The organism is Microcoleus sp. N9_B4, assembly GCF_036701635.1.
GTDB lineage: Bacteria > Cyanobacteriota > Cyanobacteriia > Cyanobacteriales > Microcoleaceae > Microcoleus.
In genome coordinates this window covers 98,333-123,300 of sequence record NZ_JAUBRC010000020.1, presented here as the reverse complement: position 1 = coordinate 123,300, position 24,968 = coordinate 98,333, and the positions used below count along the sequence as shown (strand labels likewise).

Annotated in this window: 24 protein-coding genes; 6 read left to right on the top strand and 18 right to left on the bottom strand. The window is 46.1% G+C overall.

Annotated elements, in window-relative coordinates; genetic code table 11:
• Window positions 1-343: 343 nt before the first annotated feature.
• The 6 genes from QUA43_RS15525 to QUA43_RS15500 form a co-directional block, all read right to left on the bottom strand.
• Window positions 344-5,446, bottom strand: coding sequence for a PAS domain S-box protein (locus QUA43_RS15525; RefSeq protein ID WP_333375060.1), 5,103 nt, complete (start codon window positions 5,444-5,446; stop codon window positions 344-346).
• A gap of 332 nt (window positions 5,447-5,778) precedes the next feature.
• A complete protein-coding gene (locus QUA43_RS15520) occupies window positions 5,779-6,180 on the bottom strand; it encodes a fasciclin domain-containing protein (RefSeq protein ID WP_015178455.1) in 402 nt (133 codons plus the stop codon).
• Window positions 6,181-6,526: 346 nt separating this feature from the next.
• A complete protein-coding gene (locus QUA43_RS15515; RefSeq protein WP_333375058.1) occupies window positions 6,527-6,916 on the bottom strand; it encodes a hypothetical protein in 390 nt (129 codons plus the stop codon).
• A gap of 1 nt (window position 6,917) precedes the next feature.
• On the bottom strand, window positions 6,918-7,280 hold the full coding sequence (locus tag QUA43_RS15510; RefSeq protein ID WP_333240059.1) for a hypothetical protein: 363 nt from the start codon (window positions 7,278-7,280) through the stop codon (window positions 6,918-6,920).
• Window positions 7,281-7,609: 329 nt separating this feature from the next.
• Window positions 7,610-8,056 (bottom strand): Hsp20/alpha crystallin family protein, encoded by a 447-nt coding sequence (locus tag QUA43_RS15505; protein WP_333375056.1) that lies wholly within the window; start codon window positions 8,054-8,056, stop codon window positions 7,610-7,612.
• Window positions 8,057-8,307: 251 nt separating this feature from the next.
• Complete coding sequence (locus QUA43_RS15500; RefSeq protein WP_333375054.1) at window positions 8,308-8,595, bottom strand: hypothetical protein; 288 nt, start codon at window positions 8,593-8,595, stop codon at window positions 8,308-8,310.
• Window positions 8,596-8,781: 186 nt separating this feature from the next.
• Here QUA43_RS15500 and QUA43_RS15495 point away from each other — a divergent pair, with 186 nt between their 5' ends.
• From QUA43_RS15495 to plsY, 4 genes are all read left to right on the top strand, one after another.
• Window positions 8,782-9,576 (top strand): MlaE family lipid ABC transporter permease subunit, encoded by a 795-nt coding sequence (locus QUA43_RS15495; protein ID WP_333375052.1) that lies wholly within the window; start codon window positions 8,782-8,784, stop codon window positions 9,574-9,576.
• A gap of 63 nt (window positions 9,577-9,639) precedes the next feature.
• Window positions 9,640-10,032 carry a DUF3119 family protein gene (locus QUA43_RS15490; protein ID WP_333375050.1) on the top strand — a complete coding sequence of 131 codons (393 nt, stop codon included), beginning with the start codon at window positions 9,640-9,642 and terminating at the stop codon, window positions 10,030-10,032.
• A gap of 58 nt (window positions 10,033-10,090) precedes the next feature.
• Window positions 10,091-11,422 carry a DUF3086 domain-containing protein gene (locus QUA43_RS15485; RefSeq protein WP_333375048.1) on the top strand — a complete coding sequence of 444 codons (1,332 nt, stop codon included), beginning with the start codon at window positions 10,091-10,093 and terminating at the stop codon, window positions 11,420-11,422.
• Window positions 11,423-11,535: 113 nt separating this feature from the next.
• Entirely contained in the window at window positions 11,536-12,216 is a 681-nt protein-coding gene (gene plsY / locus QUA43_RS15480) for a glycerol-3-phosphate 1-O-acyltransferase PlsY (protein WP_333375046.1), read from the top strand.
• A 381-nt stretch (window positions 12,217-12,597) separates the two neighbouring features.
• On the opposite strand, the gene QUA43_RS15475 is transcribed toward plsY, so the two are convergent.
• The 4 genes from QUA43_RS15475 to QUA43_RS15460 form a co-directional block, all read right to left on the bottom strand.
• Window positions 12,598-13,218, bottom strand: coding sequence for a hypothetical protein (locus QUA43_RS15475; RefSeq protein ID WP_333375045.1), 621 nt, complete (start codon window positions 13,216-13,218; stop codon window positions 12,598-12,600).
• 16 nt (window positions 13,219-13,234) lie between these two features.
• Window positions 13,235-14,080 (bottom strand): pyrroline-5-carboxylate reductase, encoded by an 846-nt coding sequence (gene proC / locus QUA43_RS15470; protein ID WP_333375043.1) that lies wholly within the window; start codon window positions 14,078-14,080, stop codon window positions 13,235-13,237.
• Between the two features lie 127 nt (window positions 14,081-14,207).
• Complete coding sequence (locus tag QUA43_RS15465) at window positions 14,208-14,822, bottom strand: cell division protein SepF (protein WP_333375042.1); 615 nt, start codon at window positions 14,820-14,822, stop codon at window positions 14,208-14,210.
• Window positions 14,823-14,939: 117 nt separating this feature from the next.
• Window positions 14,940-15,605: a YggS family pyridoxal phosphate-dependent enzyme gene (locus tag QUA43_RS15460; protein ID WP_333375040.1), complete on the bottom strand. Its 666-nt coding sequence runs from the start codon at window positions 15,603-15,605 to the stop codon at window positions 14,940-14,942.
• Window positions 15,606-15,787: 182 nt separating this feature from the next.
• Between QUA43_RS15460 and QUA43_RS15455 the strand changes: the two genes are divergently transcribed.
• Complete coding sequence (locus QUA43_RS15455) at window positions 15,788-17,002, top strand: transposase (RefSeq protein ID WP_333375038.1); 1,215 nt, start codon at window positions 15,788-15,790, stop codon at window positions 17,000-17,002.
• A gap of 48 nt (window positions 17,003-17,050) precedes the next feature.
• Here QUA43_RS15455 and pipX read toward each other — a convergent pair whose 3' ends face one another.
• The 4 genes from pipX to der form a co-directional block, all read right to left on the bottom strand.
• Window positions 17,051-17,320: a transcriptional coactivator PipX gene (pipX, locus tag QUA43_RS15450; protein ID WP_333058020.1), complete on the bottom strand. Its 270-nt coding sequence runs from the start codon at window positions 17,318-17,320 to the stop codon at window positions 17,051-17,053.
• A gap of 42 nt (window positions 17,321-17,362) precedes the next feature.
• Window positions 17,363-17,821 (bottom strand): holo-ACP synthase, encoded by a 459-nt coding sequence (gene acpS, locus QUA43_RS15445; protein ID WP_333059107.1) that lies wholly within the window; start codon window positions 17,819-17,821, stop codon window positions 17,363-17,365.
• A gap of 185 nt (window positions 17,822-18,006) precedes the next feature.
• On the bottom strand, window positions 18,007-19,002 hold the full coding sequence (locus tag QUA43_RS15440) for an energy-coupling factor transporter transmembrane protein EcfT (RefSeq protein ID WP_333375037.1): 996 nt from the start codon (window positions 19,000-19,002) through the stop codon (window positions 18,007-18,009).
• A gap of 150 nt (window positions 19,003-19,152) precedes the next feature.
• Window positions 19,153-20,514 carry a ribosome biogenesis GTPase Der gene (gene der / locus QUA43_RS15435; RefSeq protein WP_333375036.1) on the bottom strand — a complete coding sequence of 454 codons (1,362 nt, stop codon included), beginning with the start codon at window positions 20,512-20,514 and terminating at the stop codon, window positions 19,153-19,155.
• A 357-nt stretch (window positions 20,515-20,871) separates the two neighbouring features.
• Between der and QUA43_RS15430 the strand changes: the two genes are divergently transcribed.
• A complete protein-coding gene (locus tag QUA43_RS15430) occupies window positions 20,872-21,459 on the top strand; it encodes an acireductone dioxygenase (RefSeq protein ID WP_333375034.1) in 588 nt (195 codons plus the stop codon).
• Window positions 21,460-21,551: 92 nt separating this feature from the next.
• Here QUA43_RS15430 and QUA43_RS15425 read toward each other — a convergent pair whose 3' ends face one another.
• The 4 genes from QUA43_RS15425 to QUA43_RS15410 all read right to left on the bottom strand — a co-directional run bounded on the left by QUA43_RS15425 (window position 21,552) and on the right by QUA43_RS15410 (window position 24,569).
• The gene (locus QUA43_RS15425; protein WP_333375032.1) at window positions 21,552-22,370 is read right to left on the bottom strand and encodes a hypothetical protein; all 819 of its coding nucleotides are present in this window, start codon (window positions 22,368-22,370) and stop codon (window positions 21,552-21,554) included.
• Window positions 22,371-22,569: 199 nt separating this feature from the next.
• Window positions 22,570-23,046, bottom strand: a complete 477-nt coding sequence (locus QUA43_RS15420) for a DUF732 domain-containing protein (RefSeq protein WP_333375030.1) — start codon at window positions 23,044-23,046, stop codon at window positions 22,570-22,572.
• Window positions 23,047-23,237: 191 nt separating this feature from the next.
• The gene (locus QUA43_RS15415; protein ID WP_333375029.1) at window positions 23,238-23,852 is read right to left on the bottom strand and encodes a cupin domain-containing protein; all 615 of its coding nucleotides are present in this window, start codon (window positions 23,850-23,852) and stop codon (window positions 23,238-23,240) included.
• A 150-nt stretch (window positions 23,853-24,002) separates the two neighbouring features.
• Complete coding sequence (locus QUA43_RS15410; RefSeq protein WP_333375027.1) at window positions 24,003-24,569, bottom strand: sigma-70 family RNA polymerase sigma factor; 567 nt, start codon at window positions 24,567-24,569, stop codon at window positions 24,003-24,005.
• Between the last annotated feature and the right edge of the window lie 399 nt (window positions 24,570-24,968).

Below are 24,968 nucleotides of genomic sequence, written 5' to 3'. Positions count from 1 at the left end.
GATGCGGGGAAACCAGCACGTCCGGATCTAACTGAGAGGTGCGAAGGATAATACCTTCCATCGACTCAACCAACCGCTCTTGATGCAGAGGAAGAGATGAAGGATTCCGATGTCACCGGATCAGATATCACCAACCCCGGCGTTTGAAACCCGGCGGTTGAAACCGCGTCTACACAAACACTCACGCGCCTCCGCGGGTTGAAGAGTCGTAGCGTAGCGGGGCGTAAGCCATCGCACATTTCTCTCAAATTCCATATTTCTTAGTCCGCAGAGGCGGACATCGTTTGTGTAGACGCGGTTTCCAACCGCCGAGGATTTCTTTAGCCCTTAGAAAATTGATTGACTACTCAGTAGCCACAAACTTTTGAACCCCCGCCAGAATGATTTCTAATTCAGCGATGATTTTTGTAGCCCCCTCCAAATCATTAGATTCGGCCAGACTTTGAAGCTGATCTGCCATATCGGGCATTAACCGCACCGCCGCCGTAGCGCTGACACCTTTAATTTGATGAGCGTGGCGGGCGAGTGTCTCCATATCTCCCGAGGCGATCGCCCCCTTAGCAGCTTCTAAATAACTAGCAGTATCCACCACAAAAGTTTGCAGTATTTCCCGCTCAAACTCTAAATCAGCGCCGGAAATTTCGTGCAAACGTGCCATATCGACTACCGATTCGATATCTGGCTCAGAATTTTGAAGTTCCTCGCCATTAAACTTGGGAGTTTCTATTTTTAGCTTGGCAGACCAATTTGCTAGTACCGATTTTAACTTTTCGATCGCAATAGGTTTGCTAATATAATCGTCCATGCCCGCCGCCAGACACTTTTCCCGATCGCCCTTCAAAGCATTCGCAGTCATCGCAATCACCACCGTCTTTTGATGTGGCTCCATTTTGCCAGCAGCATCTGCCGCTTCCCGGCGGCGCAATTCCCGCGTTGCTTCATAACCGTCCAAAACCGGCATCTGACAGTCCATCAACACAATGTCATACTTTTTCAGAGCAACCATAGATAAGGCCTCTGCACCGTTATTCGCGACATCCGCAGTGCATCCCAAAACTCTGAGTTGATTGAGACCAACTTTTTGATTGATGGGAGTATCTTCAACTAACAAAATCTTTAAACTTGCTAAGTCTCGGTTGTCAATAGCTGAGGCTCGATTGGACGTTGGATTTGCCTGCGACTCATCAATCAGCGTCATCGGGGCGATCGCATTCGCCAAGCAATCAAATAGTCGGTGAGCTTTCACAGGTTTAGTTAAATACCCGCTAAAACCGCTATTTACCAAGCGTTTCGCCTCTGCAAGCTGAGTCATTGAAGTCAGCACCACCCACTTTGTCTGCTGCATTGCCGGCTCAGAAATCCTCAAGCGTTCGAGACTTCCCGCCACCATTTCCGGCAACTGAATATCAACCAAAACGATATCGTAAGGGGAATTAAGGCTGACAGCTTTGTACAGAGATGCGATCGTCATCCAACCGTTTTCCACCTCCTCAACTTCCATTCCCCACACAACAGCCATTCTCACTAACACTTTTCGCACTGTCGGCTTATCGCTGGCAACTAACATTTTTCGCCCCGCAAGCACCGTTTCCAAATTCACTTCACACGCTGTGCCGACAGCAGTTAAATTTTCCTTAACTGTCGGCACAGTAAACCAAAAAGTCGAGCCTTGGCCAGGGGTACTTTCCACACCGATTTGCCCACCCATTAACTCCACCAACTCCTTAGAAATAGCCAGCCCCAAACCTGTGCCACCGTATTTTCTTGTCGTAGAGGCATCAACTTGAGTAAAAGATTGAAACAGCTTTTTTTTGTCTTCCGGAGCAATCCCAATTCCTGTATCTGTGACTTTAAACAGCAGGAGCATCGAGTCATTATTTTCAACTTTTATCGGTTCGATATTCTCTAAAATTTTCTGATTATCACTGGCGGCTAATAACCCAGGATTACTAGCATCAGCGACCTCAATTACCACTTCTCCTGCTTCTGTAAACTTAATAGCATTGTTGACTAAATTAGTAAGTATTTGCCGCAATCGCGCTGCATCACCTTTAATTTGCAGCGGCACGTCGCTGTCAATCAGTGCCACCACTTCTAGACCTTTTTCTTGGGCGGGAGTGGCTAACAAATCCAGCACTTCATTCATACAGATACTGAGGTTAAATTCTAGTATTTCTAAGCGCATTTCTCCTGCTTCCAGTTTGGAGAGATCCAGAATATCGTTAATGATGGAGAGTAAATTTTGACCGCTGAGTTTCAGCGTCTGTACAAAGTCAAGCTGTTCGGGAGTAAGATTGGTTTTCAGCAGCAAATCAGTCATCCCCATCACTCCATTCATCGGAGTACGGATTTCGTGACTCATATTTGCTAAAAATAGCGACTTCATTCGAGACGCTTCTAGGGCTGCTTCTCGGGCTTGCTGCGCTTGTTCAAAAAGAGTAGATTGCTGAATGGCGATCGCCAACTGCACGCTCAACCTTCCCAGCAAATCCATCTCAGAATCAGTCCAAACACGCGGAGCGCTGCACTGATGGGCAATCAGCAATCCCCACAACCGATTTTGAGTCGTTTCCCAACTCCTTCCCGGCGGGTTCATTTGAGTTTCTGGCGGATATTCTGCTGCCAACCCCTGACTTTCATCGCCTATAAAAATTGGTACAACTAAATTAGCCCTTACCTGCAAACTAGCAAGTAAATCTCGGTGTTCCTCGCTCAAATTAGCCGTATAAATATCTGCCATTGCTTGAATTGTTTCTGCACTGTACAGCCATAGATAACTTTCCCCAAAGGATGTTCTTTGAACTTTTCTGCCCAGCAGGGGCATCCAATCATCCCCTACAGATTCCACCACCACAACCGCTGTTTCCTCGGACTCAAAACGATAAATTACCGTGCGGTCAGTGGCTAGCAACTGCCGCACTTCTTGTACAGCAGTGCTCAGAGTTTGAGTCAGGTTGAGAGACTGTCGGACTCGCTGGGCGATCGCCGAAACCAGGCGTTCTTGTTCTGCTTGTTCCCGCAGCATTCTCTCAGCTTGCTTGCGTTCCGTGACATCGCGAATTACCGCAGCAAAGCACAGCGGTTGGGTGGTTTGAGGGTGCTTGACCAGAAAAGCATTCATCACAACATCAATGGGTTGTCCGCTGCCCAAGTGCTGCATTTGACCTTCGCCTTGCCACTGCCCATGACTGATAATTGTTGGTAAAATCTCTTGACTGAATTTCTGTTGAAAATAGGGCCCAATATAATCCCAGATCTCCGTATAAAGCACTGCCGAAACATTCTCTACACCCACCAGTTTTCGTCCGGCTTCGTTGACAAACAGCGTTTTGCCTTTCAGGGTAGCCATACTGATAAAATCGCTGCTGTTTTCAATCAGCGACACAAATTTTTGCCGTTCTTCTTCTCCTTTTTTGCGTTCGGTAATGTCGCGCTTGACGCAGACATGACAAATTACATCGTCGGCGTTGTTAATCACAGAGTATGCCGCAACGTCGATCGCCAGCGTCTGGCCTTTTTTAGTGCAGTTAGTAATTTCGCCCCGAAAACTTCCTGTTTTCGCTAAACTTTGGGCAATTGCCGAAAAGCGCTCCCCCGCAACCAGCGGCGAAGCTTCTGCTTCTAATTCCGCGTCTGTGTATTCTAGAAGCGTTTGATGAGCAAGATTTTGTTCGATGAAAAACCCGTCAGCATCGATAATGACGATCGCATCGTTGGAGTTTAAAAATATTTCTCGGTAAAGTTTTAGTTTTTCCTCAGCTCGCTTACGTTCGGTGATGTCTCTTTTGACACTTACGTAACAAACTACATCCCCAGCATCATTTAAAACCGCAAAAGCCGAAACCTCGACCTCAACTGTTCCTTCTGGCAAAGCGTTCATAAAGGTCATTTCGCCTCGGTAACTCCCAGTTTCTGCCAAGCTTTGCATTACCGAGGCAAATACCTGTTCTCCCATGTGAGTTGCCGGGGTTTTTCCCCACAATTTAGACGAACTGTAGCCCAGCAAAGCCGTGTGAGCTTGATTTGTTTCTAAGTAATAGCCTTGGGGGTCTAAGATCGCGATCGCATCGTTGGATTTCAAAAAGATTTGTTGATAAAGTTGCAGCTTCCGTTCAGCTTGTTTCCGGGCGCTAATATCCGTGAACAAGCCGTAGTAAACTATCTCCCCCGATGCTTGCAATTCTGGCTGGGAAGCTCCTTGCACCCATTTAAGTTTTCCTGACGGAGTGACAATTCTTCCTTCCCACCGCCAAGGCTGCAAATTTTCAGCAGAAAGCGTCACCGAGTTGAGAAAATCATCTCGATCTTCGGAATGAATCATGTCAACAATTACATGAAAATCCTGCTGAGCAGCCTCTGGTTCTATTTCATACAATTCTCGGCAGCCCGCGCTCACAAACGAGAAGGCCATCGAGCCGTCTGGATTCAAGTCAATTTGATATACAGTACCCGGTACGCTAGCAGTAATTTTTTGCAGTTTGGCTTGGCTTTGATTCCTGGCTTCATCTGTGGCCTGCAATTGACCAATCTCTCTAGAAAAACCCAAAACCCCAAATATATTACCCTCTGCATCGCACAGTGGCATTTTTTGCGTGTCAAAGATGTGCTGTTTGCCACCTTCCAAGAGGATCGCCTGGTAGGGATTGCGAACCCTCTCCCCAGCCAGCACCGCTCGATCTTCCTCGCGGATGCCCCTAATTTGGCCGTTGCGATCGCCAAATACTAATTCTGCTGAAAACCCTAATTCAATATCATCTTTGCCGATAATTTCCTCAACATTTTTCCCCACATATTCAGCAAAACTTTGATTGACAAAAATGTATCTAAAGTTTCGATCTTTCGCAAAAACTCTGTCCGCCGCACCGTCGATTAAAGCTCGTAAGAATAGTTTTTGACTTTCCGAACCACCCTCAAAAATATTTTGAACTTTCCCATTGACATTTAGGGTTTTAGCTGCTAATGTATTTAACGATTTGGCACAAATTTGAGCGACAGTGTGGAGCAAACAAAGGTGTTCCAAATTAAAAGCAGTTGCCTGCTCTGCACCGATGAAAAATACTCCCAATAATTCCTCACTTTCATCCGGGTTGGCTGGTGCCATCAAGACCGACTGAAACTGAGCCATTGGTGCCGGAGCAATGTTGTGCGCCCAGTCCCGATTGCCAGCAAGCCATTCACTGCGAGCAGCTTGCAAGCGCCCTTCAATTTCGGCTTTGGCGCTAGCACTTAAGGGCTGTAAGTGTTCCAGGTATATTCGATCGTCCGGTAGCGTCAAAATGGCGATCGCCTCTGTGGGAATGAGGCGATCGAGATGTGCCAGACACGCAGACCAAATTTCCTCAACACTGAGAGCGGCTTGAACTTTTGCAGTAAGTTCGTTGAGAACTTGCAGTTCCAAGGTACGCTGGCGGACTTGTGCTTTGAGGCTGGCGGCTAGGATTTGCATAGTGCTCACCAAACTGGTTTGCTTATATTATAATTATTGATTTTTAAACTTTTTCAAACAATCATCTTAAAATACATCCGCCGAAAAGACAACTTTTTTATATTTAAATTACCTTCAACCGATAAAAAAAACCAGGGCGCGATCGGGAGCAAAGAGACACTGCTCAATGCAAGCTCTCGCTCCCGCTGCGACTTAACATCACACCTAAAGATAGATGCAATATCCAGACTTCCGTGGCTTAAACCAAAAAAATTTAGACCAAAGTTCAAACCCTCAAATTCATCTGTAGAGTCAATCAAAAATCGAAAATCGAAAATCAATGGACGGTGAAACTAGCCCATTAAAATCACATTATCGATCACATGGATCACGCCGTTATCAGCTTCGATATCCGCAGCGACAACTGTAGCATTTTTCACCTCAAAACCGTCAGAACAATCAATTTTAATCGGCGAACCTTCCAAGGAAGTAACAAAACCGAGTTTTGCCAAATCAGCTTTCATAAACTTCCCCGATACGACGTGAAACATCAAAATCCTAGTCAGTTGGGGAACGTTCTGCACTAGGGTGGTGATAGTTCCCGGCGGCAATTTCGCAAAAGCATCGTCATTGGGTGCAAAGACAGTGAAAGGGCCCGGACTTTTGAGCGCGTCTACTAAATTAGCTACTTGCACGGCTGTTACGAGGGTTTGAAACGAACCCGCACCTACGGCAATATCAACAATATCAGGCATTGTGTTTTACCTCATCTGGGAAAAAAGTTCTATTAAGTATCGTAAACTGAGGCGGGCAACAATACCTAGTGTCTTTTTTGAAAAATTGGTAATTCTTTTGTAGTGAGGACTTCAATCCTCAGATTTTTGATGAGGAGTGAAGTCCTCACTACAAACCTAATAATATAGGAATTACATAGGGGAACCCAGAAACCGGGTTTTTTACGAAAAGACGCGTTAAAACCCGCAGATTAGGTAAAAAAAACAGTTTTGAGGAGTCGGAGTGCGTAAGTCCTGTAATAGTTATTTTCCCCGATATAATATTACTAACCGCTTGGCAATTTAACGGCGCCGTGCTTTTAAATTGCTACAAGACTGCTGGCGATTGTGATACCAAAACCTCAGTTTCTAAATCTGCTACTGCAGCATTTAGGTTTTCTCCCTTGTGAATGCTAAAACTGCCGTACAAAATTGAAATTTCAAAAATATCCGTATGAATCAAAGCTGCTTTCCGGTGCGCGTTTTCCCCCAAATGAATGCCAATCAAGTCAGCTTCTGGATCTTTTACATCTTCAGGATGGAACACCTCCCAACTGATGTCTCGGCAGTCATGAAATACTATGCTATAAGGCAATCGATCGCCTGTCGGATCGTAAATACATTCAAATAAAATTTCATTCCCCCACAAAGACACATTGACATTTGTGATGAGGGATGTAAGTCCACCTAATTTAAGCAAGTTGTAGTCATCGGACATATTAATTACTCACTTTTTCTCCAGTATTGTGCGTCCCAGGAATCTTATTGCCAAATTCATCGCGTGTTTTGACCAAGCTGCCATCTTTGTCAAGACGCAAACCTTTGTTTATTTTTCGGCCATCTGAACCGTATCTGGGAGCTGGGGTGCGTACAACTTCACCATCAGGACGGATATTGACTCGCGAACGATCGGCAAATTCGTATTCAAGATAACCCCCTTCAGTAGTTCTGATTTCTGCACCCAGCCCGCGCAAAAAGTCATCGACTTCTTGGCGAGTCATCCCGGTTAAGTCTCCAAACTCAGATGCAATTCCATTTCCTCCAACTCCCTGACTCGGCACGCAAGTCTCCTCACCAACCATTGCTTATTGGAGTTTAGCACGGTTGAAAAATCGGAACAAGGAAGTTCGGCCACGGATTCGCTTTCTGAGGATGTAACGGATGGATGGAAGAAGTTCGGCAACGGATTCTGTAACGGATGTAACGGATGTCACGGATGTCAGGAAGAATGAAGAATGAAGAATGAAGAATGAAGAATGAAAAAGGAAGGATCATTCCTCAAACTCTCAATACCCAATGCTTTTCGGCCCAATTATCAATTCCCAATGACCAATTATCAATTTCCAAAACAAATAGGGGGTGCGTTGCGCCCCCCTAGTAATTAACTAAAACTAACTAAACTGGCAAAGAATTATTGACCGCCGATTTGCACTTTCACTACGCGGTTCTTTTCTGCTTCCGCTTTGGGCAAATTCAGGTGCAAAACTCCATTTTTGTACTCAGCTTCTACGCTGTCATTTTGAACCCGTGCCGGTAGGGGAATCACCCGGCGGAACGAACCATAACGGAACTCAGAGCGAGTCATGCCTTTATCTTCACTCTTAGTTTCCTGACGGCGTTCGCCGCTAATAGCAACAGCTTCTGCGGTTACTTGTACATCCAAATCCTTAGCTTCCATGCCCGGAATTTCTAACTTAAGGTGGATGGCTTCGGGAGTTTCATCGAGTTCGGCGGGGGGTACAAAAGCAACACCGTTAGATGCGCGATCGGTTGCCGGTGTCAAGCTATCAAACAACCGATTCATTTCTCGTTGCAAGGAGTCCATTTCCCGCAAAGGTTCCCAACGAATAAGTGCCATAACTAATACCTCGACTATCTGAAGTTTTTAGGGTTGAGAAACACTTGACTCAACTTGTATTTAATATATTCCAGCTCGCGAAACTGGGGGATTCGGTTTTCCGCAAAAAGGGCGATCGCATTTCCGAACATTCGCGAGCGGTATTGTAAAATCATCCCAGGTGCGGGTATCCGATCCAACCCGAACCCAACAATTTTAGATTTTAGATTCGAGCGAGGAATTCCCATCTAAAATCTAAAATCGAAACAAAATTAACTCCACCGCGAATGCTGATAAGAAGCGTAGGTATCAAATAAAGCACCCACCAAACCAAAAGTTAGACCGATGACGAAAAAACCCTGGAGGGGACAGCCACTGCCGAAAGTAGCTAAGAACTGCAAAATCAGGTCTTCTCCAGAACGGCCTAATCCTTGGAGAGCAGGCACGAAGCGGATCAGCGAAAAGCTAGTCAATCCCGCACCGATGAACAATAAGGGGGCGACAAAGCTCAACAGGCTGGTGAGCAGTAAAGAGCGAAGAAAATTGGGAAAAATGCTCATAAGAGTCAGTAAATTCAGCTAAACTGCCGAAAGGTGCAAGCAAACAAAACTTGTCCTTTTCTACGATAGGCAGCGATCGCCCTCAGTGGCCGGTTCTGTCAGAAATCTTAAATGTTATAGAAAAAACTTGTTTAAGATTTGTAGATAGATTTCATTTTTGGCAGTTGTTCTACACTCGAAATCCCCTTGAGCACCACTACATCTTCGAGCCTCAGTTTGTGGAGTAAGCGGTTGCTGGCAGCAGCTTTATTGGGTGGCCAAGTCATGCTGCACTTGCTGAAAGGCAAAATTCACCGCCGCAACACCCTCGACCAAATGGCAGCAGTCGGCCCGGAATCTCTGCTGATTGCTTTGCTGACTGCGGGTTTTGTCGGCATGGTATTTACTATTCAGGTAGCGAGGGAGTTTATTAACCTCGGTGCCGGCAATGTCGTCGGTGGCGTTTTAGCTTTGTCTTTGACTCGCGAGCTCGGCCCCGTCTTAACAGCCGTAATCGTCACCGGGCGAGTAGGTTCGGCTTTTGCGGCGGAAATCGGCACGATGCAGGTGACAGAACAGATAGATGCCCTGCTGATGCTCAGAACAGACCCGATCGACTATTTAGTAATTCCCCGCGTCATTGCTTGCTGCTTGATGCTGCCAATTTTAACCATTTTGTCCCTCGTCACCGGCATCCTCGGCGGACTGCTGATTGCTACGACGATGTACGGCATCTCTCAAAGCGTGTTTTTAGAATCAGTCCGCAATTTCCTGACTCTGTGGGATATTTGCAGCGCGACAATTAAGGCTTTTGTGTTCGGTGGTTTGATTGCTGTAATCGGCACTAGCTGGGGTTTGACCACCACCGGCGGGGCAAAAGGCGTCGGCCAATCGACTACCACAGCGGTAGTGACGGCTTTGCTGACTATTTTTATCTTTAACTTTTTAATGACTTGGCTGATGTTTCAGGGGACTGGCTCTAGCGTACTCAAAGGCTTGTAAGCTAAGAAACAGATAAAATATGAATAATTGGCAACATTAGTTTACTACCCTTGATTTAAACCCGTGACTACAACAGCCTCTTCGACTGCGCCAACAAGTACGATCGAACTCGCTCCGAGTTATGCGATTCCCCTAGTCCTGGTACTGGCGGCTGTACCGCTGCTGTTCGTGCAGAAGTGGGTGAGTTTGCCACTTTCTGTGTTTGGCTTGTTTCTGATGTACCAAGCCGCCACCCTCCGGCTACAATTTACCCCAACAGATTTGGACATTTATCGATCGTCCAACTTAATCCGGCGCTTTCCTTACCGAGAATGGCAAAATTGGCGGATATTTTGGCCCGCTGTACCGATTTTGTTCTATTTCAAAGAAATTAACAGCATTCACTTTCTGCCGGTTCTGTTCGATCGTAAAATGCTACAGACCTGCTTAGAACAGCGCTGTCCCCGTCAAGACTAAAAAAGTTGTTAATTTTTAATTTTTAACTTTTCCATGCCCACGCCGAACAAAATTTCCCATGAATTCAGACGAATCTCCAACCCAAGAACCGCAACCACAACCAGCCGCCCCAAGCGGTGAAGGCGAAGTCGATTTGCCCGTGAATGAGACGGAGTACCAACTTCTATCTCAAACAGAGGATTTGTGGCTCGACAAAAATGAACTGCCCGCCCAACTCGCGGCAGAAATAGACCAGCCGCTGGACGAGGAAGATGCCGAAATCGCCCAATTCGTGGACGAAGCAGGCGCAATCGCCCAAATTGGGCCCAACACCGACGATGCCGAATCAGAAAGTCCGATCGCTCAAATCGAGCTTCCCACAGACTCCCAGCCAACAGCAACCGCAGAAACGGTAACTAATATCCCAGAAAATGTTACCGAACAGTTGGCCCTGAGAGTCAAAGAATTGCAGCAGCAAGAACAAGCTTTGACTGAAAAAATTGCCGCCTTGGAAGCCGACAAAGCCAATGCTATAGAAGCGTTGGGTCAGGCTCAAGCCTCGATCGGGCGTTTGGTACAAGACGGCTTAATTCAACTAGATCAGCGCAAACAAGCGCTACAAATCGAAGTAGAAAAACTAGAACGCCGGCGCGATCGAATTCAAAAGGAAATGCGAACCACTTTTGCCGGCGTTTCCCAAGATTTAGCAATTCGAGTCCAGGGTTTCAAAGACTATCTAGTAGGCAGTTTGCAGGATTTGGCCGCTACCGCCGAACTCTTAGATTTGACACCGCCGGCCCCAGAAACACCACAGCGAACTGCTGCTGAAGAGTCTCAATCCTCAGCACCGGTAAATCCCAAATTTGCCGAACAGGGATTTCAAGAACAAGCCAAACAAATTCGCCGCACCCTCGATCAATATCGCACTGTCCCCGACTACTACGGCCCGCCTTGGCAACTCCGCCGCACTTTTGAACCCATCCACGCGGAACGAGTTTCTAACTGGTTTTTCACCCAAGGAGGAAGGGGTGCTTTGCGGACTATGGGTTCGCGCTTGCAAAATATCTTGATTACTTCGACAATTATTTCTGTACTCAGAAGCGTCTACGGTGGACGGGTGCGGACTTTGGTGCTCGCCAACAGTCCCGAACGTTTGGGAGAGTGGCGTCGCGGTTTGCAGGACTGTTTGGGCATTACTCGCAGCGATTTTGGCCCGGAAAGGGGGATTATTATGTTTGAGTCGGCGGAGGCTTTGGCTCAAAAAGCCGATCGACTGGTGAAAGATGGCAAATTGCCGCTAATTGTAATTGATGAAACTGAGGATTTAATTAGTTTGTCAATCCTGCAATTTCCGCTATGGCTGGCCTTTGCTGCCGATCCGCAAACTTTGATGGCTGCTAAGGATTTTTGATTGGGTCATTGCTAATTAGTAATTGGTAATTGCTAATTAGTAATTGCTAATTGCTAATTATGCTAGGGGAAAGGTTGCAAATTTTAAAAGTACACGAAATCTCAAATTAAAAAATGGCTAGCTGGATAATTTTAAATGGCGCATTGCTAATAGCAGCTTATCTGCTTGGTTCGATTCCTACGGGGTACGCCTTGGGGAAATGGATGCTAGGAATTGATATTCGAGAGGTTGGTTCGGGTTCGACTGGTGCGACTAACGTACTGAGGACTTTGGGGAAGTGGCCGGGGTTGGGGGTTTTGTTGGTGGATGTGTTGAAGGGGGTAAGTGCGATCGTCCTCATCCGCTACATCTACTCTCTCACTTTTACCAGCCAGCTAGCAACCGCCGCAGGTTTAGAAAATACTGCAACTGTCCTCCCTTGGATGGCAACTTTGGCTGGTTTCTCGGCTGTTTTGGGCCACAGCAAATCAATCTGGCTGGGGTTTACCGGCGGTAAATCTGTGGCTACGAGTTTGGGAGTTTTGCTGGGTTTGTACTGGCCTGTTGGTTTGGGAACTTTCGGAATTTTCGGGATAGTATTTGCGGTATCGCGAATTGTTTCTTTAAGTTCGATTATCGGGGCAATTAGCGTTGCTGGATTGATGTTTGCTTTACATCAGCCGCTAGCTTATGTATTGTTTGGACTTGCGGGCGGCGTATTTGTAATTGTGCGACATCGGAGCAATATTCAGCGACTATTGAACGGTACTGAACCAAGGATTGGAGAGAAATTGGAAACAGCAGCTAGCGATTGATATTACCGACAGTCAGTACACGGCACTAAAATTAATCGGGTGATGGTTACATCCGAGCCAGGAAGATTGATTATTTTGGGGTAGGGAAACGGCATTGCCGTTTCCTCCGTTGCTGAATTAGTTCTAGATACAGAAACCGGGTTTTTTAGGGAAATAGTTAATTTTAGCTTTTAACACTGAGGAAAAACCCGGTTTTTTTGGTATTGATGCGTAATATTATGTCGATCAATCGCCCATAATACAATTGCCGGGGCGGGTTTTTGAGATTGTCCGTTTTTGGCAAATATTATTGGTGAACCCGCCCCTACAGGAATCATGGTAATCGACCGGACATGAGATAACTCCTGTGAATGTAAAATGCGATCGCCCTGTTAGATCCCCCTACAACTTCGGCGAAGTCGGGGAAGGAGGTATCGCGCTTAATAAAATCCCTAAAATTTTTCCGACATCCGTCAGATAATACTCGATCGCATCAATAGAAACAATATTGCCCTCTAACTTCAAAAATCTCCACACAGTACCCGATGTCACGGCTCCATAAATAACCGGAATCTGATTTCCCTCTTCTTCATTAAATAACTGAGCCGCCAACATCTCGGCTGTACACTGCCCGAAACCAGCCTTAATATCTTCTTTTTTAGCTTCAACAAGGGTAATCACAGGAGCGCTGATAAACAGCCGTTCCGCTGACAAACTCATTAAAAAATCACAGGTTCCATTTAATCCTTTTTCAGGAGCTACATTAAACTCGGAACCGGAAAATAGACCGATTTGATAATTTAATTGCCGCCTAACTTCAAGTAAAATTGGTGCGATAATCAGTTCGGAACGAGCTTTTTCCGTATTTATATCTACTGCTAATGCTGCGTTTTCTTTCAACGCTAATTTCAGGATTTCGCTAGATTCTACTTCTGATATATCGGCAAATAAATCTTGATTTTCGTTAAGAGTTAAGTCAAATTGCTTGACAAGTTCCTTCAGCTTGAAGTCGCTATAAGCCATCTTAAATTCTCTGTTTTTATTTACCCAATTCTTGAGAACGCAAACAAGCTGCTTTCACTGCTTCGATCAGCGCAGAACGAAAGCCGCTACTCTCTAATTTAGCAATTCCCGCAATAGTTGTGCCGCCGGGACTTGTAACTTGATCTTTCAATTGGGCTGGGTGCATTCCCGTTTCTTGCATTAGCTTCGCTGTACCGAAGACAGTTTGCAAAGCTAATTGAGAGGCGATCGCCCGTGGCAGTCCAGCACAAACTCCGCCATCTGTCAAGGCTTCTATCAAAATTGCTACATAACCAGGCCCGGAACCCGAAAGCCCTGTCACCGCATCCAGCATACTCTCAGGTACTTCTACCACTTCTCCTACGGCCTGAAAGATGCGCTTTACCAATTCTAAATCAGCCGGTTGAACAAGTTTTCCCGGGGCGATCGCGCTCATGCCCGCTCCTACCGTTGCTGGAGTATTGGGCATCACACGCAGCACTCCCCGCCCCGGGAAGGCTGGTTCGAGCTTGCTGAGTGGCACTCCTGCCAAAATCGACACTACCAGCGCTTCTGGCTGGGAATTAGCCGTTTCTCCATTATTTCCCTGTTTGCGATCGGCCGCCACCGCCAACTCCAAAGCTACCGTATCAAAAACTTGGGGTTTAATTGCCAAAAACAGCACTTCTGTAGCCGCAGCAACTTCTAGATTGCTGGCTGTTGTTCCAATCCCGTATTTCTCAGTCAAAAACTCGCGGCGCTTTACCCCAGGCTCGCTCACCAATATTTCTGAAGGCAAATAAACTTTTTCTGCTATTAAGCGGGATAAGAGAGCTTCTCCCATTACCCCGCCGCCGATCGTACCAAATTTTATATTAGTCATTAGTCAGTTATTAGTTAGTTGTTATTAGTTAGTTATTATTAGTTATTAGTTATTTTTCAATAGCCAACTGCCAACTGCCAACCGTCAACTGCCAACAGTCAACAGTCAACAGTCAACAGTCAACAGACTACTGAGCTACTGGAGCTTGTTCTGCCGGCCAGACTGTCGGTGCAGGAGCAGCAGCACGAGGGCGTCCTTGAGCAGGAGGCACTTCGTGAACCACACCAGACTGAGTTCTCACCTGCACGCAGCTAGGCGTAAACAAGAAAATACTTTCGCCAATTCGCTCTTGATGACCGTCAAGGGCATAAGTACCGCCCGCCACAAAGTCCACAGCTCTTTGCGCTTGGTCTGGGTCCATCACCGTCAGGTTCAAAACCACAGACTTCCGTTCCTTAAGGGCTCGAATTGCTGCCGGCATCTCTTCAAAAGTGCGCGGCTCCATTACTACTACTTCCGAAATCCCGTTCATAGCTCCAGGCATTCCAATCACGTTATTCATTACTGACCCTACTCCCCCGGTTGGTGCAACGACATCCATACCTGTCGATCCTACTACTGACCGCTCTCGCATTCTACGATTTTGACGACGTTCTTCTTCTGCTGCGACGGCAGCGGGGTTGGGTTCAGGCGCTTGGTAGAAGTTCTGATAGCGCTCCCCTTCCGTTTCGTCGTAAACGTCATCGTACTCAGGCTCATTGTTGATGCCTACAAAATCTCGCAGTTTAGAAAAAATATTCATGATTTACGCTCCTTCACGACTTTGCTGCCCCGACTATACTCGCGTTGCGCGTTAGTCGCGGGTAGCTGACTATTCTATATTTAACCCAAATTGTCTTTATCAGAAGATTTCAATTATTTATCCCCTCCTAGAGCCAAATAAGGTTTGTCCTAGCCGTACCATAGTAGCACCTGCTTGAATTGCCAAATGATAATCTCCCGACATCCCCATCGAGAGCTGCTGCATTTGAATGCAGGGCAAATTTTGCTGCTGGATTTTCTGTGCAAGTTCGCGGGTGCTGTTAAATAATTCTAGGATTTGCGAGTCATCTAATCCCAGCGGAGGAATTGTCATCAAACCTTGAATTTTGATATGCTGACATTTGCTGAGTTCTGAAAGGTCGGCCAGCAGTTCTGGAACGCTCCAGCCGTATTTGTCCGGGTCGGGCAACATTTTGACCTGCAGGCAAACTTGGGGAGAGCAGGACATTTCCCCCGCCAAGCGCGAAAGTCGCTGAGCGAGTTTTAAATTGTCGAGAGAGTGAATCCACTGAAAATGCTCTAGGGCCTTGGCGGCTTTGTTGGCTTGCAAGTGCCCGATTAAGTGCCAGTTGATATCCGGTAAATCTTGCAGTTGGCTTTGTTTTTCGGCCGTCTCTTGAACCTTACTCTCGCCAAAATCCCGGATGCCGGCCTCGTATGCTTCGCGGATAGCATCAGTCGGTACCTGTTTGCTAACGGCAATTAACCGCACTGATTCGGGCAAGTCTTGGCGAATGCTGTTAATTCGAGAGGCTATGGTCATGGGTGCTCAACGCTCTTGACTGGAGGGAAGGAAAATTAAGACAGTTACCAATTACCAAATTACCGGAAAACGAGAGGAAAGCCCCCGACTTCAGGCGTGGGGATGAACTCGGCAGCGGATGCGGCCGCCTACAGTCTTAGAAAAATCCTGGTTGATTTCTAAAAGCATGATATGATTATATCATGCTAACAGTAACTCACGAGTACAAACTACGTCCGACCAAATCTCAAGTTCAAATATTTGAGATTTGGTTGTCTGTTTGTCGTCAGGTTTATAACTATGCCTTGCGAGAACGGAAAGATTGGGTTAATTCTCGTAAGTCTTCTGTTAATGCTTGTTCGATAGTTGGTGAGTATATTATCTCACCGGATACTCCTAGACCAACCTATGCTAGTCAGTGCAAAGGTTTGGCAGAAGCTAAGAAGCATTGTCCCGAATTAAAGACCCCTCATTCGCAAGTATTGCAGCAAACTTTAAAGGTTTTAGAGTCGGCATTTGTGGCAATGTGGGATAGAGGGCATGGGTTTCCTCGCTTCAAAAAACGGATGCGCTCGTTTGTTTTCCCGGCTGTTAAGGATGCAGCAGTGGAGAATGGAAAGGTTAACCTGCCGTCTATTGGGTGGGTAAGGATGAAAATGTCTAGACCCACACCAGAGGGTTTTCTACTCAAGCAAATTAGAGTAGTTAAAAGGGCATCAGGATATTTTGTCATGCTGAGCTACCAGTTAGCAGTCAACCTGCCCGCTCGCCCACCGTCAGGACATCCATTAGGGGTAGATATTGGGCTTGACAAATACCTCGCAACTTCAGATGGAGAATTAGTCAACAGACCGAGATTTTTTCAGGCACTTCACCGCGAGTTGAAATCACTGCAACGAAGATTAAAGCATCAAAGAAAAGGGTCTAATAATTGGCTTAATCTCCAGAAAAAGATTGCTAGAATTCATCAAAAAATCAGTGATACCAGAAAGGATTGGCACTATAAATTAGCTCATCGGTTATGTGACCAAGCAGGAATGATATTCGTTGAGGATATCAATTTTAAGGCTTGGGCAAAGGGGATGTTCGGTAAACATACTCTCGATGCAGCCTATGGTCAATTCTTCTCGATTCTGTCTCATGTGTGTTGGAAGCGCGGGGTGTATTTTGCTCGTGTTGATAAAAACTATACGAGTCAAATTTGCCCCCAATGTGGAACCCATACTGGTAAGAAAACCTTGGATGTCAGAATCCATAGTTGTCAGTCGTGCGGGTACACCACTGATCGCGATACAGCAGCAGCACAAGTAATTAGAGACAGAGGTATCCTTGCGGTCGGGCAGCCCGTGAGTAAAACTGCTTCTGGAGGCGTTCTATCGGGGATCGATAGTAATATCGGTCTAGAGTCGAGCCTGTGAGAGAAGAATCCCCCGCATTCTATGCGTGGGGAGTGTCAATGATTTTCGTTATTGAAATGTGCGCTGGTGAATGGTCTGCAATTGGTCGTACTCGTGATATTGACCGCTGCGACGCAGGGTTCGCAGGCGAATTTCGACCATGAGGCGAGCGTCGGAGCGGCTGATTGGTTCAAATCTCAGGCCACCGGGGCCGTTTGTCACCAAGAAAAACAGGCGCTGGGCGTATAGGGTGGTAAATAATTCTTGGCTGTCTTCAACCTGGGATACCCTGAAGAGGAGGCCAAAGTTTGGATGATTCAGGTAAGTTTCGGTAGTCATTCACACTCACAATCTATCAATTTTAGATTAAAGATTTAGATTTTAGATTTTAGTTTCGCTCGATCGCCCGACGGCGTTGTTTGACGGCGGGCTACAAAGGGCGATAGCCGTAGCCGTGCAATAGTCTCCGTCGTGGCTGAGGCTTAATTGCCACTGGCAATTTCCCCAAACAGAGGCTTGTGCTGCTGCGGTTCCGTGCAGTTGCACGTTTGGAGCACCGTTTTCGGAGCGCCGAATTTCCACATCTGCATACCGTATTCCCCGCCATCCCGTGCCTAGAGCTTTGACAACGGCTTCTTTTGCCGCCCAGCGCCCCGCTAGTTGGTTGCAGGAAACTCGATTCATTTTACCTTTAATGCTGCTGTGTTGAGAATTTAGTTGCCCACAATCCCTTTGTTCGGCGGGCGTGTAAACTTTTTCGAGGAAGCGATCGCCAAACCGGTCTAATGCGGCTTGAATGCGCGGAACATATACGATATCTGTCCCAAGATAGATGTTCAAGGTCTTGGTTCTCTAAATATTTGTCTCCATTACTTTAGCAGTAGTGTGCAACCAATCATTCCTAATGCTTCAACCTAAAATTTATAAGGACTGACTTAGTATTGACGCTTTTGTGGGATATGAGATTCTGCTTTTCAATATCCTCAACTGTCAACTGTCAACTGTCAACTGTCAACTGTCAACTGTCAACTGTCCCAACCCCAAACCAAGCGGGCGCTCCAGAGGACGAGCAAGCAGCCGAGGGCGATCCAGTCTCGGATTTTCAATTGCAACTGGTGCCATTCTACACGGTGTCGATCGGGACTGGTGAAGCCACGAACTTTCATGGCGCTGGCAATTTGTTCAGCTCGCAGGAGCAAGTTTTCTAACAGCCGCTCTGCTATCATCAACCACACTTGAGCGGCGCTGCGAAATCCGAGTTTTTTCCAGTTTATCGCTCTGGTTCTGACCGATCGCACTAAATTTTGTATTTCTTCCAATACTAGGGGAATGAATCGCAAAGATAAAGTTAATGTTAAGGCTATTTCGGTAATAGGCCAGTTCAAGCGGCGCAAGGGCTGCATTAAGTTTTCAAGGGCAGCGGTAATTTCTTCGCTGGCTGTGGTAAGGAGGTAGAGGTTGGTGCTGTAAATTACTGTGAAAAATAGGGTGCTGACGTTGATAGCTAAATCTAGGGATTTGCGGGTGATTTTAATCGGGCCTTGTTTGAATACAACGTAACGGTAGTTTGTGGGTTGGGGGAGTTGATTTGGGCTTTGGGCTTTGGGATTGGGGATTGGGGAGTTTGAGCCTAAGTTAAAAGATTGGTACCAGGGTTTGGGCTTTTCAGGGGCCCGAAGAGTTGCCGGCTGTTGGGAAAAGGTTAATTCGTCGGCGGGGATGCGGGGCTGGTGTTCTGCGGGGAGTCCGTCGGGGGCGATCGCGCTGAGGCCAAATACTAATAGGCAGAATAGCAGCAGCATTCCCATTTGCTGTTTCCACACGCGCAAGGGAATTGCTGCTGTTAGTGTCAGTACGATTAACATTCCTACTAGCATCAACCGCCAGATGGGATTGGCGAGTATTGGTGCAATCAGAAATGTCATCAACCAGGCTAGTTTGACGCGGGAGTCTAGCCTGTGAAGCCAGGTTACTGGTTGTTCTAGGTATAGTCCAATGGGGAGCGAGCGCAATAAATCCATTTTGTCGATTTTAGATTTTTAATAATATAAATTTATTGAACCGCGAAGACGCAAAGGACGCGAAGGAAGAGAAAGAAGGAATAGAAAAGAAAGAAACGCAATTTGCTTTGATTATTAAACTGCGTTTTTTCTTTAATCTAAAATCGAAAATTACTTGACGCGCAGTGCTCTGTTTGTTGTACTCATTTCGGTGGCACGAACTTTTTTGCCTCTCCAAAGTAGCCGCATTGGTGTACCGGTAAAGCCTAGGTGTTTGCGGAATTGGCTTTCCATGTAGCGGCGGTAATTTTCGGTGAAGCGTTTGGGATCGTTGACAAATAGGGCGATTGTCGGTGGCTGCGATCGCACTTGAGTACCGTAATAGATTTTGCCTTGTTTTCCTTGGCGGGTAACTGGGGCTGAGTGCCAGGTTGTGGCTTCTTCTATGACTTCGTTAATCACGGCGGTAGGGACGCGACGTTTGTGTTCGTCGGAGGCTTTGTCTACTAATTCAATGATTTTTTCAACTCGCTGTCCACTCATGGCGCTAACAAAAATCATTTCTGCCCAGTCGAGGAAATAAAGTCGGGTTCTGACTTCTCTTTCGTACTCGTAGATGGTGTCGGAGTCTTTTTCTACGGCATCCCATTTGTTGACGACTATGATGCAGGCGCGACCTTCTTGGCTGATGCGATCGGCTAATTTTTGGTCTTGATCGGTAACGCCGTCAATTGCGTCAATTACTAATAGTATGACGTTAGCGCGGCGGATGGCTTTGAAAGCGCGGTTGATGCCAAAAAATTCTGCGCCGTATTCGACGTTTTTCTTTTTGCGAATTCCGGCTGTGTCAATCAGGCGGTAGGTTTTACCGTTGCGTTCTACTAAGGTGTCGATCGCGTCGCGGGTTGTGCCGGAAATCGGGCTGACTATGGCGCGATTTTCTCCGAGAAATGCGTTTAACAAACTCGATTTTCCGACGTTGGGACGACCGATAATTGCTACTTTAATTTCCTCAACTTCTGGTAATACTTCCGTGGGAAGGTAAGTAATTAATTTGTCAAGCAATTCGCCGGTGCCGTTGCCGTGAATGCCGGAAATTGGGTAAGGTTCTCCCATTCCCAATTGCCAAAAGTCGGCTGCTTGGGTGAGTCCTGTATTTTCCGATTCGCATTTGTTGACGGCGAGAATGACTGGGACTTTTTGCAGCCGCAGCCAAGATGCGATCGCTTCGTCGCCGCCGGTGAGGCCGGTTTGTCCGTCTACTACGAAAATGGCTGCGCTGGCTTCTGCGAGGGCTGCCATGGCTTGTTCGCGAATTAAAGGCAGAAATTCTGTCTCGTCGTCGAATACTAGCCCGCCGGTGTCTACGACTTGATATTCCCGATCGCCCCAGTATGCTGGTCTGTAAGTGCGATCGCGCGTGATTCCTGGTTCGTCGTGGACGATCGCGTCTTGGGTGTTGGCTAAACGGTTGACGATCGTCGATTTGCCTACATTGGGGCGTCCAATAATAGCAACTATAGGTAGAGACATAAAAGTAGCAGCAATTAGGCTGCGCCGTAATTTTGAGCTTTAGTCTTGTATTGTAAGCTAATCTGACGAGATTTTTATAGATTGAGGCTGTGTTTCTGTCTTTTCATGCTGTAGGCGGTGTTTTACCGATCGCCCGTTTAAACATCGAACCCTAAAAAATAGCCACAGCCTATGGATCTGCATTTCCAGCCCGAATCTGAGAATTAGAAATAAAACTTAAATAACTCAACAAATCATCTCATGTGTGGTAATTCTTTGATGATTATGAAGTGAGATATAGGATTTTAGCGATCGGCTATTATTGAAAATAAGCAGGAGTTTAGTTTTTGACGAAAGCTTAAAACAGTAGCTTAGAAAATGGAAACTAAATTTCCCTCAAAGCTCAAAACATTAGGTGGTAATATGGCTGTTCTGCAACTAGAAGACGGTAGAACATATACGGATATCCGGGCGATTGCGAGTCAACTGGCAGTTTTAAATATTGAGATCGATTCCCTGCCCACAAACGAAAATCCGGCGTTTAAAGAACTGCTAGTTCAAGACATTCTCAATGTTACAGAAAAACAGCAGATTCTCGCAGCATTTAATAGCGAGTTTGAACAGTTTAAGCGCGCCAGCGGATATAAGTGGTGCGACTTAAAAGTGCTGCATCCAGGTTCGCAGCAGATTTACGCGCTGATGACTCAAAGCGATCGCACTCACACCCACACAGATGCAGAAGTTCTTCACATTTTAGCTGGGGAATGCGTTTTTGGGTTTGTGTATTCTAACGGCTCTCAGGTACAATTAATGCTGCAAGCTGAAGAATACATTAAAGTGCCTGCCAATACCGAACATTGGTTTTATCTCACTCCGTCGTTGTACTTGAAAGCCTTGCAGTATTACACCACTGCTCAAGGCTGGGTTCCTCAGTATACTAACAGGAAACTAAAAATTAAAAACTAAATCTAGGGTGCGCTTCGGCGCACCTTCCTCTATCAAAATAGGCGAGTGAAATGGCAACTCAACAAACAAAATATCTCTCTAAGAGACGAGGATTAAATGCTCTCTACTTCATTAGGTGCGGCCATTTCAATTTCTTCGCAACGCTGCAAAAGCGCTTCTATTTCCTGAGCTAAAAAAATTACTTCCGGCCAAGAAGAACCGTTAATTAAATCTTGAGCGTGAGCTAATTTGTTTCTCAATGCCTCTGCTGACTTTAAAAAACGCTCCCCGTAGCGTTTGGATTTGAGCCCCAGCCGATCGACTATTTCAACCGAACTCAGGATTAAATCTCGCTTGTCGCAGAATTGCAAATAATCGATTAAGTCAATTGCTTCATTCCGCGATCGCCCCAATTCCCAAAGGTATTTTGCGGCTAAGATGCGATCGCCCTTAAGCAATTTTTGCCAAGAATCTTGGGGAAAGTAGATCCGCACGATCCGCAATAAATTCATTTCCAGAAGCGTCACCAATCCAAACAGCAGCATCCGCACCGGTGCTTTTTGCAAATCGCCGCAGGTAACAATCCCGTCGATCCTGTTGCTTTCTAATACAAATAATCTCGGTTTTTCTCGCAGCAGCGGCAACAATTCCATCAAAGGAGTCGAAGCGGCAATTAATTGTGAGGGGTGAAAAATTTGCTGGTAGTCGCTGCACTTGCCTGTCTTTAAGTGCGATCGTTCTACATAGCCACAAACCGTGCCATTTTCTTCGATACCGAGCACGTCAAAATCGCGGGCCTCCATCCACGATCGCAATTTGGCTGCGTCTTCGCAAGCGGGGACAGCTTTCAGCGGTTCCGCGAGGTATTTAACTGTAATGCTGTCTTTGAATAAATCCCGCAAGTCGGCGGAACTTGATTTTAAATGTTTCATCTCATGTGCGGTAATTTCATGGATAGTGGCCCGACAAAATAACAATTAATATTGTAACTACAAGTAAAGACGCCGCATTACTGTGGGAGAATCTCAGTTTTGTAAAAAGGGTTTTTTAGAAGTGCGATCGTCCCCCTTGCACTCCTGTCAAATAAAAACTGAGATGCTGCCTTACCGTGTCCCTACAGATTTCATGATATTATTTACTGGCTAATTCCGGGCAATAATGATTGGCTGCAAGGGTGGTAATAATATCCGCATCGGCGAGAAAACTTTCTTTGACAGTTGGATTTTCGATACTCGCAGCTTGCCCGATCGCTCTTAATTTAACTTCCGGCAGAGAAAGTCCCGATTTTGCTTCCGCACACATTCTTTTAGCGGCCGCAATTTTTTGACCGGGAGCCCTTTGGATTGCTTGCAGTAAATTATCCGTGGCTTCGGGAGAGTAGCTTTTTGCTAAGCGTTTGTAGTCTTCGAGAAATTTCCCATCGTTTCCTGTCAGCTTAATGTCGGATTCTTGAGGCGAACACAACAAATTTAAGTTAATTACTTCTCCCACTGAATTGACAAGAAAACATCCTTCGCGTTCTTGGGCTATCGCGCTTTTGTCGCTGGGAACCAATTGTATAATAATAAGGGCGGACAAAACAGCAGTTATATGCGAGTATTTTAGCATTGTAATTACGTGATATAGTTGGCATTTCTAACCGCCGAATGGCGAGCAATGCGGGTGTTTTTGAGTTAGATCGCGTCCGGTAAATTAACCAAAATAATTGTAGGGGCGGGTTTCACCAACAATCTGTAATTCTAACTAAAAATCTACATAAACCCGCCCTCCAAGCTGTCGGCAATTCAACAAACATAATATCAGACGAACATTTCGTTGTCTAGGGAAGTTTTCATTAACAGCAAACATCCCCCTTGTGTCAGGGGCGAATGTGTGGAACCGGGAACCGATCGAATGTAGTCGCCTTGATGGCAAATTTCCCCTTCTACAATTAAGTCTCCTTCTAATACAAGCACTTCCTCCGAGGCAGCGTGTCGGTGCATGGGAAATGTTACTCCGGGTTCTAGTCGCATCAAGCAGGTAATTTCGCGCTTTTGTTTGTCAATATAAAGCTTGCCAAACGAGACTCCCGGAACTCCATAATATTTCCATTTGACATCATTCGATCGCACGATTAAAGATGGAGCATTGTCCTCTGTTGGGGAGGTAACAATTGGCTTGATATTGACTGATTCTGCCGGGGTTGACGGCAGTTCGGCTATGCGCTGTAACAGGCGGTTTTTCAGGTCGGGTGCGACGGGAACTGGGGGGGCTGTGTACGCGATCGCGGCAATTGTTGATTCCAAAGCAGCTAATTCACTTGTAAGTTCTGCGGACTCTTTCAATTTCTCTGCAAATACGCCGCGTTCTGACTCGTCGAGGATATCGAGAGCTTGAAGGGCTGCAAGGATTTTATATTCCTCGTCTGGCATCATTTCCATCTGTTTTCCGCCATTAATTGTAATTCAGCCTAAGTTGATTTTGACTTTGAGATTGGTCTGCGGCCCTCGCACTCAAGATGGATGATTGGAGATGCCATAATCTTAGATTGATGTTAAACAACTTAAATTGGGTTTTTTGACCATCTAAAATTGTTCGCTCAAAGCTTGACGCAATTTAGAAATACCCAAGCGAATTCTGGTTTTGATTGTACCTGTCGGGATACCAGTTTTAGCTGATATCGCCGCGCAAGTCAGCCCTTGGTAGTAGGCGAGTTCGATCGCCTCTTGCTGTTCCTTCGGCAGTTTTTCTAAGGCTGCTTGGACTTGTTCCCTGCGTTCTTTAAACATTGCATCTTCCATCGGTTCTGCAACGCTAGAGATGGGTACTTTAGCATCTTCCAGACAAGCTTCAGCCGCCCGGACTGTTCGCTGCATCGCTCGGAGTCGATCGAGGGAACGGCTGCGGGTAAGCATGAACAACCACGTATCTGCTCGACTGCGAGAAGGATCGTAAGTTGCTGCTTTTTGCCAAATTTGAGAAAAAACATCGATTACCACTTCTTCAGCTTCTTCTACCGAACCCAGAATTTTGTAAGCGAGAGCATAACTTGGGCGACCGTAGCGATCGTAAAGTTTAGCTAATGCCGTTTGGTCTTTCCGGGCAATCTGCACTAAGAGCAGCGATTCATCGCTTGACTTTTGGCCTGTCATCTCAGTGTACCGAAAAATTTTTGTTTTGACTGCACAGATCCAAAATTAACAATTCGGCGTATATCACTACAGAACATAATTATAAGTTTGAAGTTGGGGGTACAAGCGGGAGTATGCCTTTTCCGGCTAATTTTATCGTGCTTTGAGTTGGAAAAATCCCAAGTTATCTTGAATTTTACCACCTGATTAGTAATTTTTTTGACACTTAGCAATCCGCTTTATGCAAAACGAAGAAATGCGCTCAGCCTGAACAGTCAATCGATTTGAGATTTGAGATTTGAGATTTGAGATTTGAGATTAAAGAATTGAAGCATTGACCCTACGGATAAATTCGGGGGGCAAGTTTCATCGGATACAGGTTTTTTATTTCTCCACGCATGAATCCGGGGGCTTGTATCC

What these genes read in the sequence shown, in the direction of transcription:
- QUA43_RS15420 (WP_333375030.1), bottom strand. Translation starts at nt 23,046, where the DNA reads ATGCTAAAATACTCGCATATAACTGCTGTTTTGTCCGCCCTTATTATT.
- proC (WP_333375043.1), bottom strand. Translation starts at nt 14,080, where the DNA reads ATGACTAATATAAAATTTGGTACGATCGGCGGCGGGGTAATGGGAGAA.
- QUA43_RS15505 (WP_333375056.1), bottom strand. Translation starts at nt 8,056, where the DNA reads ATGGCACTTATTCGTTGGGAACCTTTGCGGGAAATGGACTCCTTGCAA.
- QUA43_RS15440 (WP_333375037.1), bottom strand. Translation starts at nt 19,002, where the DNA reads ATGGATTTATTGCGCTCGCTCCCCATTGGACTATACCTAGAACAACCA.
- QUA43_RS15415 (WP_333375029.1), bottom strand. Translation starts at nt 23,852, where the DNA reads ATGATGCCAGACGAGGAATATAAAATCCTTGCAGCCCTTCAAGCTCTC.
- QUA43_RS15475 (WP_333375045.1), bottom strand. Translation starts at nt 13,218, where the DNA reads ATGGCTTATAGCGACTTCAAGCTGAAGGAACTTGTCAAGCAATTTGAC.
- QUA43_RS15520 (WP_015178455.1), bottom strand. Translation starts at nt 6,180, where the DNA reads ATGCCTGATATTGTTGATATTGCCGTAGGTGCGGGTTCGTTTCAAACC.
- plsY (WP_333375046.1), top strand. Translation starts at nt 11,536, where the DNA reads ATGGCTAGCTGGATAATTTTAAATGGCGCATTGCTAATAGCAGCTTAT.
- QUA43_RS15465 (WP_333375042.1), bottom strand. Translation starts at nt 14,822, where the DNA reads ATGAATATTTTTTCTAAACTGCGAGATTTTGTAGGCATCAACAATGAG.
- QUA43_RS15425 (WP_333375032.1), bottom strand. Translation starts at nt 22,370, where the DNA reads ATGAAACATTTAAAATCAAGTTCCGCCGACTTGCGGGATTTATTCAAA.
- pipX (WP_333058020.1), bottom strand. Translation starts at nt 17,320, where the DNA reads ATGACTACCGAAACTTACCTGAATCATCCAAACTTTGGCCTCCTCTTC.
- QUA43_RS15510 (WP_333240059.1), bottom strand. Translation starts at nt 7,280, where the DNA reads ATGGTTGGTGAGGAGACTTGCGTGCCGAGTCAGGGAGTTGGAGGAAAT.
- der (WP_333375036.1), bottom strand. Translation starts at nt 20,514, where the DNA reads ATGTCTCTACCTATAGTTGCTATTATTGGACGCCCCAATGTAGGCAAA.
- QUA43_RS15525 (WP_333375060.1), bottom strand. Translation starts at nt 5,446, where the DNA reads ATGCAAATCCTAGCCGCCAGCCTCAAAGCACAAGTCCGCCAGCGTACC.
- QUA43_RS15515 (WP_333375058.1), bottom strand. Translation starts at nt 6,916, where the DNA reads ATGTCCGATGACTACAACTTGCTTAAATTAGGTGGACTTACATCCCTC.
- QUA43_RS15500 (WP_333375054.1), bottom strand. Translation starts at nt 8,595, where the DNA reads ATGAGCATTTTTCCCAATTTTCTTCGCTCTTTACTGCTCACCAGCCTG.
- QUA43_RS15410 (WP_333375027.1), bottom strand. Translation starts at nt 24,569, where the DNA reads ATGACAGGCCAAAAGTCAAGCGATGAATCGCTGCTCTTAGTGCAGATT.
- QUA43_RS15485 (WP_333375048.1), top strand. Translation starts at nt 10,091, where the DNA reads ATGAATTCAGACGAATCTCCAACCCAAGAACCGCAACCACAACCAGCC.
- QUA43_RS15430 (WP_333375034.1), top strand. Translation starts at nt 20,872, where the DNA reads ATGGAAACTAAATTTCCCTCAAAGCTCAAAACATTAGGTGGTAATATG.
- QUA43_RS15460 (WP_333375040.1), bottom strand. Translation starts at nt 15,605, where the DNA reads ATGACCATAGCCTCTCGAATTAACAGCATTCGCCAAGACTTGCCCGAA.
- QUA43_RS15455 (WP_333375038.1), top strand. Translation starts at nt 15,788, where the DNA reads ATGCTAACAGTAACTCACGAGTACAAACTACGTCCGACCAAATCTCAA.